A 5246-nucleotide genomic window follows, 5' to 3' on the forward strand; every position below is an offset into this window, starting at 1 on the left:
CGATGCGGGTGGCCCGGGCCTCCTTGGCCGCCTGTTCCTGTTTCTGCGCCTCGGCCAGACGGTCGGCCTCAATCAGCCCATCCTTGAACACCTGGACGGCGCGGGCCATGTCCCCGATCTCGTCCCCGCGCTCCCCACCGTCCACCGCCACGGTCAGTTCATGCTTTGCCAGACGGTTCATCGTGTCCGTCATGCCGCGAACGGGTTTCACAACACTGACGATCAGAGACCAGCCGGCGGCGATGGCGGCGACCACGGCCAGTGCCAGCATCCCACCGATCAGCAGCAACGACATACGTGAATTCCGCGCCAGATCAGCGACCGATTGCTGGGCATTGCGTTCATTCAACTGGATCAGCTTGCCGATCTCCCCCTGCATGTCCTGGAATTTAGGGGTCAGCTCGTCGCGCATCATGTTGCCGGCGTCCAAATCCTTCTCGGATTGGGACAGGGTTTCCACCTTGTTCCACAGCGCCATGTTCTCGCCCCACAGCACCAGGACACGATCATAGATGGCCTTTTCTTCCGGTGAACTGATCAATGCCGCGTAATTTTTCGATGCGGCTTCAAGGTCGTCGATCGCCCCGTGCATGCGTGACGACAATGCCGTGCGCTGCACCTCATCATTGGCCAGGATGTGCTGGTACTGGTTCATCCGGGCGCGCACGGCGGATGTGTAGATGTCCCCCGCATATTTCACAGATGGCAGGGCATTGGTGCCGATGATCATTCCATCATCCGACATGTCGTTCATCCGCAGCAGGGATAAAACGCCCAGGACCAGCGTGAGAGCGAGAATGAAGCCGAACGCCGCGAACACGCGAAGTCTGATAGATAAATTCTTCAACATCTATGCTCTCCCGCCAGGGCATGGTTGGATTTCGGTATATATAAGGAAGCGCATCCAGGTTGCGCCCTGGATATTAAAATTCAATCAACAAATGAGGGATTGTCGACGAATCATTAACCAACCCACCGATTTACAGCGGTGGATAGGGTCATTTTCTCCGCCAGTCGGTCATATCTGTGGTTTTTTTTGAGATTGATTTGCACTCTCTATCGTCGCAGTGCAGACCAGGATAGACATCGATTGCCTATGTGGAATCACGCCTTGGCAGCCTGTGAGCGTATGATCGGCTCAAGTGCCGTCATTTGAAAAGGGCAGCAACCCCCGCGCCGGGGCCATCGTTTGCTTCCCGAAATGCCGCTAGTCGTCCAGCCGCCAGTCGGCAGGGGCAGGGCGGCGGTCCCCGGCCATGAAGCGCCCGCCATATGGTTCCAGGCAGAGATCGACCAGGGCCAGCACCTCGGCCGCGTCCTGCTCACCAAACAATTCGACGAAGGCATGTTCGAAGGCGCTGGCCAGCATCGGGTCCAGCCGCAGCAGCGCCTTGGCCAGGCCCTTGCCGGTGCCGGTCCAGCCGCCAGCGGCGCGCACGGTGAAATCCGCCAGCTCGATATAAAGCCGCGATCCGATGGCGAGTTGTTCGGCCGCACTGCGCGGCTGCGCCAGGTCGGCGGCCAGATCGGAGATGGAATAACGCCGGGTGCGCAACTCCTCCTCCGTCAGGGCCGGCGGCCCGCCATCCAGAACAGCCTGCGCCTGTCGCTTCAGTTCCTCGATCAGGGCGGGGTCGCCCGCGATGGGCAGGCCATTGGCCACCATGCGGGCCAGCGAGGGCTTGCCCTGCTTGCGGTCAGCCTCCCAGAAATAGGCCAGCGTGTCCGGGTCGTGCAGGAACAGTTCGACCATTACGCCCTGGCGTTCATGCGTCTCCCGCACCGCCGCCGGCAGGTGATGGTGGATCAGGACGGCGTCGATGTCCGATCCCGGCCCGGCATTGCCCTTGGCCACCGATCCCGCCAGGAAGGCGGCGATGATGTCCGGCTGCTCCGTCCATTCGCGCAGGATGGTGTCGGCCAGATCGATGGTCGGGGTGATCGCGCTCATCCAAGGCTTTCCCGCAGCAATTCCAACGCCCTTTTCACGGTGGCCAGACGCACCGCCATGCGGTCACCGGTGAAGATATGGCGTTCCACCAGCACATCGCCACCCCGTGTGGCGCATGCGATGAAAACCAGCCCCACGGGCTTTGTCGCCGTGCCACCGGTCGGCCCGGCAACGCCGGTGACCGCCACGGCCACATCGGCGCGGCTGTGCGCCACCGCACCCGCCGCCATGGCATCCGCCACCGGCCCGCTGACGGCGCCCAACGCCGCGATCAGGGATGCCGGCACGCCCAGCATGTCCGTCTTCGCCTCGTTTGTATAGGTCACGAAACCCCGGTCCACGACGGCGCTGGACCCCGATACATGCGTCAGGCAGCCCGCGATCAACCCACCGGTGCAGCTTTCCGCCGTAGCCAGCCACCGGCCCCTCGCCGCGAACCCGTCGCGGATTTCCTCGGCCAACTGCACAAGATCGGGCGGGAACATGTGGTTACTCCAGGATCAGGGGCAGGCGGACGGTGGCGGCGGCCTGCGCGGCGATACCTTCGCGCCGGCCCGTGAAGCCCAGCCCCTCCGTCGTCGTCGCTTTCACCGACACGCGTGCCGGGTTCATGCCCAGGATCTCGGCCACCCGCGCCACCATGGCCTCACGGTGCGGGCCGATTTTGGGCCGTTCGCAGATGATGGTGATATCGACATGGGCGATGACCCCGCCCTTTTCCGCGACCAGGTCGGCGGCGTGGCGCAGGAACCGCGCACTGTCGGCCCCCTTCCATGTCGGGTCGCTGGGGGGGAAGTGCAGGCCGATATCGCCCGCCGAAATGGCGCCCAGAATGGCGTCGGTCAGGGCGTGCAGGGCCACATCGGCATCCGAATGCCCGTCAAGCGTCGCATCATGCGGCACCGACACGCCGCACAGCCAGACCTGATCGCCGGGTGCGAACTTATGCACGTCAAATCCGGTGCCGGTACGCACATCGCCCAGGCGAGCCAGGAACAGTTTTTCGGCGCGGGCCAGATCGTCTTGGTTGGTCACTTTCAGATTGTCCTGGTCACAGGGCACAAGGGTCACGGCCAGCCCCGCCTCTTCCGCCACGGCGGCATCGTCAGTCAGGTTCAGGCCGGCGGCGCGGCGGTGGGCGGGCAGGATATCGGCAAAGCGGAAGCCCTGCGGCGTCAGCGCCCGCCACAGGGCCGTGCGATCCACGGTCCCGGCGCTGACAATACCGCCGCCCGCCACCGTCCCGCGCTTCAGCGTGTCGGCCAGCGGCGCGGCGGCAATGGCTGCGGGACCATGCTCCAGGGCCGCGATCACATCGCTGATGGCCTGCGCATCAACCAGCGGCCGGGCGGCATCATGGATCAGCACCAGATCGGGCGCATGGCCGGCCAGCGCCTCCAACCCGTTCAGCACCGAATCCTGCCGTGTCGGCCCGCCCGTTATGGGCGGTGCCAAGTCCAGCCCCTCCACCGCCTTGTCATACAGGTCCCGGAAGGCGGGATCGATGACGACACGCACGCCCGTCACCGCCGGGTGGCGCAGAAACGCCTCCACCGTGCGGCGCAGGATAGGTTGTCCTGCCAGATGCAGATATTGCTTGGGCAGATCACCCCCGAAGCGCAGGCCGCGTCCGGCGGCGACGATCAGGGCGGTGCAGGTGGGCATGGGGGAACCAAGTCTCTTGTGTTGGACGACCGGTCGCGACCCTAGCGCGGAAGGGCCGCCCGCGCCAATGGCTTCGCTTCCGGTGCGGCCATTCGTATTTCGCCCGTTCCGGCCCGTTCGGCGCAAAATCCGTCAATGCCCGGTTCCATACATGTATCGGACCCAGTTCACCCCGTCCTCTTCGAACCCTTCCTTCAGCCGGTATCCTGCCTTTTCCAGCACGCGGATGGAGGCCGGATTGTCGGACCGTGCCTCCGCCAGGATGCAATCCCGTCCCAGCGTCGCATAGGCAGTGACGGCCGCCAGCGCTTCGGTCGCCACCCCCTGACCCCAGGCATGGGTATGCAGCCGGTATCCGACCTCCACCAGCGTCGGGTCCCCCCGAAACGGGATCAGCATGATCCAGCCCTGGAACGTCGCTTCCCGCTCGATGGCCCAGAAACCCAGTCCGGGCGGCCAGTCACAGAACACGTTCCCGTCCAGGCGCGCCAACGCCTCCGCGTCGCTGGCCGGCGGCGACGGGTTGAAGCGCATGACCGCGGGATCGCGGTGCAGTCGTACCAGTGCCTCCCGGTCCTCACGGCACAGGGCGCGCAATGTCAGTCTCGGCGTGTTCAGCGTCTGGATCATCGTCAAGTCCTATCCCGCTCTGCCCCTGGTTCAAACCCATGACATTGCCCGGAGTTCCAGACCCGGCTCCGCCCTCAGGCGAAAACCGCCATGCGGCGGTGAATATTGTGTTTTTTCAGACCTGTGTTAAGCTCTGTGCCTAAAATTCATGCATTCACGAAAATTGCACAAAGAACATGCAAATTCGTGACCCAAGGTCAAGGTTCCGCGTCCCATGGTCAAGCCGCTTGCCCCCCTTCAGATCGGTCCCGTGCGTATCGAGGATCCGGTGATCCTGGCGCCCCTGTCGGGCGTCACCGACATGCCCTATCGCCGGCTGGTGAAGCGCACGGGGGCAGGGCTGGTGGTTTCCGAGATGATCGCCAGCCAGGCCATGATCCGCGCCACGCGCGAAAGCCTGCTGAAGACCGAATGGCACCTGGACGAAGCGCCGATTTCCATGCAGTTGGCGGGGTGTGAGCCGGATGTGATGGGGGAGGCGGCGAAGCTGAACGTGGATCGCGGCGCCCATATCATTGACATCAATTTCGGCTGCCCCGTGAAGAAGGTGGTGAACGGCTTCGCCGGTTCGGCCCTGATGAAGGATGAATTGCTGGCCGGCCGCATCATGGAGGCGACCGTGAAGGCCGTTTCCGTTCCGGTAACGATGAAGATGCGCAAGGGCTGGGACGCCAACAACCTGAACGCCCCCAATCTGGCTCGCATTGCCGAGGAATGCGGGATCAAGATGCTGACCGTGCATGGCCGCACCCGCTGCCAGATGTATAACGGCACCGCCGATTGGAAATTCATCCGCCAGGTCAAGGAGGCGGTGAAGATCCCCGTCATCGCCAATGGCGACATCAACAGCTTTGAGGATGCCGTCCGCTGTCTTGAGGAATCCGGCGCCGATGGCATCATGATCGGGCGCGGCACCTATGGCCGCCCCTGGTTCATCGCCCAGGTCATGCATTACCTGCGCACGGGCGTAAAGCTGCCCGACCCGCCGCTGGCCGAACAG

At 63.9% G+C, this 5246-nt stretch carries 6 protein-coding genes; 1 reads left to right on the plus strand and 5 read right to left on the minus strand.

Features of this window, described 5'->3' with window-relative positions; translation table 11 throughout:
• The 5 genes from KBA48_RS32260 to KBA48_RS32280 all read right to left on the minus strand — a co-directional run.
• Positions 1–850 (minus strand): MCP four helix bundle domain-containing protein (locus KBA48_RS32260; protein ID WP_292912769.1); only part of this gene is annotated, 850 nt, incomplete at its 3' end.
• Between the two features lie 357 nt (positions 851–1207).
• Positions 1208–1951 carry a nucleotidyltransferase domain-containing protein gene (locus KBA48_RS32265; RefSeq protein WP_292912770.1) on the minus strand — a complete coding sequence of 248 codons (744 nt, stop codon included), beginning with the start codon at positions 1949–1951 and terminating at the stop codon, positions 1208–1210.
• Positions 1948–2436 carry a CinA family protein gene (locus KBA48_RS32270; protein WP_292912771.1) on the minus strand — a complete coding sequence of 163 codons (489 nt, stop codon included), beginning with the start codon at positions 2434–2436 and terminating at the stop codon, positions 1948–1950. The genes KBA48_RS32265 and KBA48_RS32270 overlap by 4 nt, the downstream gene beginning before the upstream one ends.
• A 4-nt stretch (positions 2437–2440) precedes the next feature.
• Entirely contained in the window at positions 2441–3616 is a 1176-nt protein-coding gene (locus KBA48_RS32275) for a bifunctional 2-C-methyl-D-erythritol 4-phosphate cytidylyltransferase/2-C-methyl-D-erythritol 2,4-cyclodiphosphate synthase (protein WP_292912772.1), read from the minus strand.
• A gap of 132 nt (positions 3617–3748) precedes the next feature.
• Complete coding sequence (locus tag KBA48_RS32280) at positions 3749–4246, minus strand: GNAT family N-acetyltransferase (protein WP_292912773.1); 498 nt, start codon at positions 4244–4246, stop codon at positions 3749–3751.
• Positions 4247–4460: 214 nt separating this feature from the next.
• On the opposite strand from KBA48_RS32280, the gene dusB reads away from it, so the two are divergent.
• A partial coding sequence (gene dusB, locus KBA48_RS32285; protein WP_292912774.1) for a tRNA dihydrouridine synthase DusB occupies positions 4461–5246 on the plus strand: 786 nt, incomplete at its 3' end.

This window comes from Niveispirillum sp. (assembly GCF_017996735.1).
In the GTDB taxonomy this organism is placed as follows: domain Bacteria; phylum Pseudomonadota; class Alphaproteobacteria; order Azospirillales; family Azospirillaceae; genus Niveispirillum.

Bases quoted from the DNA above. Each gene is read 5' to 3' on its own strand.
- KBA48_RS32275 (WP_292912772.1), bottom strand. From the start codon at position 3,616: ATGCCCACCTGCACCGCCCTGATCGTCGCCGCCGGACGCGGCCTGCGC.
- KBA48_RS32270 (WP_292912771.1), bottom strand. From the start codon at position 2,436: ATGTTCCCGCCCGATCTTGTGCAGTTGGCCGAGGAAATCCGCGACGGG.
- KBA48_RS32265 (WP_292912770.1), bottom strand. From the start codon at position 1,951: ATGAGCGCGATCACCCCGACCATCGATCTGGCCGACACCATCCTGCGC.
- KBA48_RS32280 (WP_292912773.1), bottom strand. From the start codon at position 4,246: ATGATCCAGACGCTGAACACGCCGAGACTGACATTGCGCGCCCTGTGC.